The organism is Halobacteriovorax sp. (genome assembly GCF_041587335.1).
GTDB lineage: Bacteria > Bdellovibrionota > Bacteriovoracia > Bacteriovoracales > Bacteriovoracaceae > Halobacteriovorax.
Genome location: NZ_JBFGYP010000208.1, coordinates 1 through 3,440, shown reverse-complemented (window position 1 = coordinate 3,440; position 3,440 = coordinate 1). Strand labels below are relative to the sequence as shown.

Below are 3,440 nucleotides of genomic sequence, written 5' to 3'. Positions count from 1 at the left end.
CGATCTCTGAGTGTCTTGGAATCATTAAGACATCATCAAATGTAAGACCTTTTCCACGTTGTAAAATCTGCTGTGCATTAAACACGAGTTCCATGACTTTCTCCCAAAAAGTTAAATTCTTTAACTTAAAATACCTTGATAGTTTTGGATACACAACTATGACGCAAGTCAAAGCCGACTTTTTTGACTGGTTTACAGCCTGTAGACAATCGACCTACCGCAGCGCGAATTAGTCATCTACACACTTACATCAAAAGACAATGACGCATAAGCACGCTCTCAATCAAGAGTACACAGGTTAAGACATAGCAATGAACATACCCACATTAGAAATATTTAGAAATCAGCTTAGATATAACACTAAACATGTCAGAATTACCGGAAGTCAATTTTTTTTGAGTCTAAGACAAAGACAAGTATAAAAAAACAAGTGGTCTATATTCGATAGGTTACCTTAGTTGAGTCTTGCTTATCTTAATACTTAAGGGAAAATTATAAACGTAGTTCTTTTGTTTCATCTCTGGTGGGATTACTATGATCTATGGATAAATTTAAAAGTCTTTTCTTTGCACTCACCCTTATCCTTTTAAGCTCATGCGCCTCCATGTTAGTTCCACCCATGCACTCTATTCCATCACCAGATATCATCCCTATTCACAAAAATCCTAAAGTTGGAGACTATGCTATCTACGATGCCAACTCAGGCGCCGTAAAGAAGCGCTTTGAAGTTGTTGCCGTAGATAAGAAGACAGTCACCATGCGCTACAAAGTGATATACGAAGAACAAGAAGAAGAGGATATTCAATGGTTCTATAGAAAACTAAATCTTGATGGGAAAGTGGTTGAGGCCTGGTTCATAGAGGGTGGAAAACGCTCGGAAACTCCTATTGCTAAAAGTGGAGAGATGGGCAGCTTTGAAAACTTTAAAGAGCTAAAGAAGCCCGCTCAAGACTCTATCACTATTCATGCAGGTAAGTTTAAAGTTGATAGCGTTAATAGCTTCATCTACCGACTAGATCTTGGAATAGTTTCTTCAAGAAGTACACACTTTGACTATCTAAGTGAAAGCGTTCCTTTTTTGATTGTAAAAAGTGAAATCCTTGCAACGTCAGAAACTGGTCCCCTTCTAAAGACTTGGATATTTATTGATAAGTATGCTGACGATATTATTGGTAAGAATTACTTCGCAATCTATGACCTTGCAAATGAAGAAGAAGATCCTCCTCACCAAGTTATAAATGTTCTTATTGAGTATGGATTTGGAAATTAGCCCCTAGCGAGCGAGATAAAGGCTATAGCAGTGCGATCTAACTTTCCTTATTGATGAAGAAACTTCAAGAGAGTTAGCCCTCACTGAAGATGTAAGCTAGTTTCTGAGGAAACTCTCCACCTCAACCATTTCCTATTGTTAGATTATAAGATTTAAAATGTAGTCTTAAATAAAAAAGGGCCTGTTCTACAGGCCCAATATTATATGAAATTTTATTATATTTTCGACTCGATGTCGGTCAAATTCTCTAGTCTATGAAATTCAGAATTACTTTATTCTTTTTATTTCCAATATATGCAATTAACTTCCCTTTTCTCTTTATTTGATAAGAAACATTTTCGTCAGTTCCTGTTCCAGAAGTAGGAGCGTTTATTCTCCAATAGGGAGACTTTTCAAAAACATTCCAAAAACTATCATAAACGAGATAACTACAATCCTTATCTAGTTGATAGTTACATTGATAGTTCTTAGCAAGTACCTTTTCTAAATCAAAAGGAAGCTTAGATTCATCGTGTTCTAAAGTTGGATAATCTTTTAGTGCTCTACGATCGTCATCAGTGATAAGCCAAGCAATAAATCCTCTAACATCAGGATTGTAAAAGTGCTCTTTTAATTCCTTATCGTCTCTTTTTGGTGTGTAGACAGAGTTTACACTAATATTAATTTTTAGTTCTTGATTATAGTGCTTGAAGTGGTTACTTATTAAGTTTGCGATCGCATTTGTGAGGCATCCAACAAAGTCTTTACCTTCAGGAAAAGGGTCATCAGGGCTTACCCCTGCTCCAAGAAATCCTCCGGCAACAGTAAACTCTGCACCTTCGCTAATAATATTATTTTCACCACCATATGAATAGATGATTTCCGTAGGGTCCTTATCTTCAACATACCAGTAACGTAATCTATTCTGAGAATCTTCTTCTGAACTGAGGTAGTAAACTTCACTTTGTGTATTTTTAAATTTGTTAATTAAATGATCAAGACTCTTCTTCCCTCGTTCTTTCTCATTAAAGACAGTTGATGCATGAACAACAATTAAAGGGTGTTTACCAGTTTCTTGATATGATAAAAGCTCTGCTCTACTTGTAGTAAATGTCGAAATGGAAATCAGAAGTCCTATTAATATTTTTGTCATTCTATGCAACCTTTGTTTCTCTTTCTTACATTCTCTGTTTAGAGAGCCTAATTATATGATCAATACAAACTGCTTCTACAAGGCCTTGATCTTCACAGAGAAGATAACAAGAAGCCTTTTCTTAAATGATCTTTCAAGACAGCTTCTTACCTAAATCATCAAACTTAGACGGATGATATTTTTATCATAAGGAGATAAATCTCATCGTTATAAATAACTGTTAGAAAATACCTTTTCTATTGGCACTATATATTCGTAAGTATAGTTTTTTTGCTTTGAAAACTCTGACTTCGATGGAAGTAAGAAATTGGTAAGTGGAACTTTATATGCATTTTTCTTATATTTAATGGCATCAATAAAATCTTTAATTAAAACGAGTGGCATATCTGCAACCCACAAGTCAGTAAATAACACATTATCTTCATGTATGATTAAAGAAGCCGGAGCAGTTTTCCCTTCCCTCCCAATCATCTTTACATGTTTGATGAGCTCTCCACTAGGAGTGATAGAAATAATTGCACCAGATCTATTATCAGCAACTAGAAACATATCATGTTCCTTTGAGTAAGTTAGCCCATCTGGCCAAGAGTTGAAAGAGTCTCCCCCCACCCAAACAATCTCTCGAATACTCGTATCTTTAAGATTAATTCTTATAATGTTACTTTCCATAGTTTGTGATACGTACAGCCAATCAGCGTCTTTTCCTTGGGCCATACCGTTAGGGAATATCAACCCCTCTATAATGTCTACATCACCATTTACAAGATCAAGATCATAGATCTCACCGTTGTCACTAACAGAAATAAAAAGTCTATCATTAGCTTCGTCTAGGTGAATACTATTAACGTACCCTAGGTCTCTAAGTAAGACCTCAGACATACTGGTTTCATATGATTCCGTATTAACTTTTACTAACGCTCCACCTTGATAATTTGCAAGTGCAATATAAAGGTTATTTGATTTATAAGCTAGAATACCCATGACTTGAGATTCACCTTCGATCCAGTCTGGAAGATTATTTAGTCTAATAGTTCCCTT

At 35.5% G+C, this 3,440-nt stretch carries 3 protein-coding genes; 1 reads left to right on the top strand and 2 read right to left on the bottom strand.

Features of this window, described 5'->3' with window-relative positions; translation table 11 throughout:
• Positions 1-541 precede the first annotated feature (541 nt).
• Positions 542-1,270 carry a hypothetical protein gene (locus ABX784_RS16265; RefSeq protein ID WP_372656117.1) on the top strand — a complete coding sequence of 243 codons (729 nt, stop codon included), beginning with the start codon at positions 542-544 and terminating at the stop codon, positions 1,268-1,270.
• Between the two features lie 247 nt (positions 1,271-1,517).
• Here ABX784_RS16265 and ABX784_RS16260 read toward each other — a convergent pair whose 3' ends face one another.
• Positions 1,518-2,402 carry a hypothetical protein gene (locus ABX784_RS16260; protein WP_372656116.1) on the bottom strand — a complete coding sequence of 295 codons (885 nt, stop codon included), beginning with the start codon at positions 2,400-2,402 and terminating at the stop codon, positions 1,518-1,520.
• Positions 2,403-2,609: 207 nt separating this feature from the next.
• The coding region (locus ABX784_RS16255) for an SMP-30/gluconolactonase/LRE family protein (protein ID WP_372656115.1) at positions 2,610-3,440 on the bottom strand (831 nt) is incomplete at its 5' end.

Bases quoted from the DNA above. Each gene is read 5' to 3' on its own strand.
- ABX784_RS16265 (WP_372656117.1), top strand. From the start codon at position 542: ATGGATAAATTTAAAAGTCTTTTCTTTGCACTCACCCTTATCCTTTTA.
- ABX784_RS16260 (WP_372656116.1), bottom strand. From the start codon at position 2,402: ATGACAAAAATATTAATAGGACTTCTGATTTCCATTTCGACATTTACT.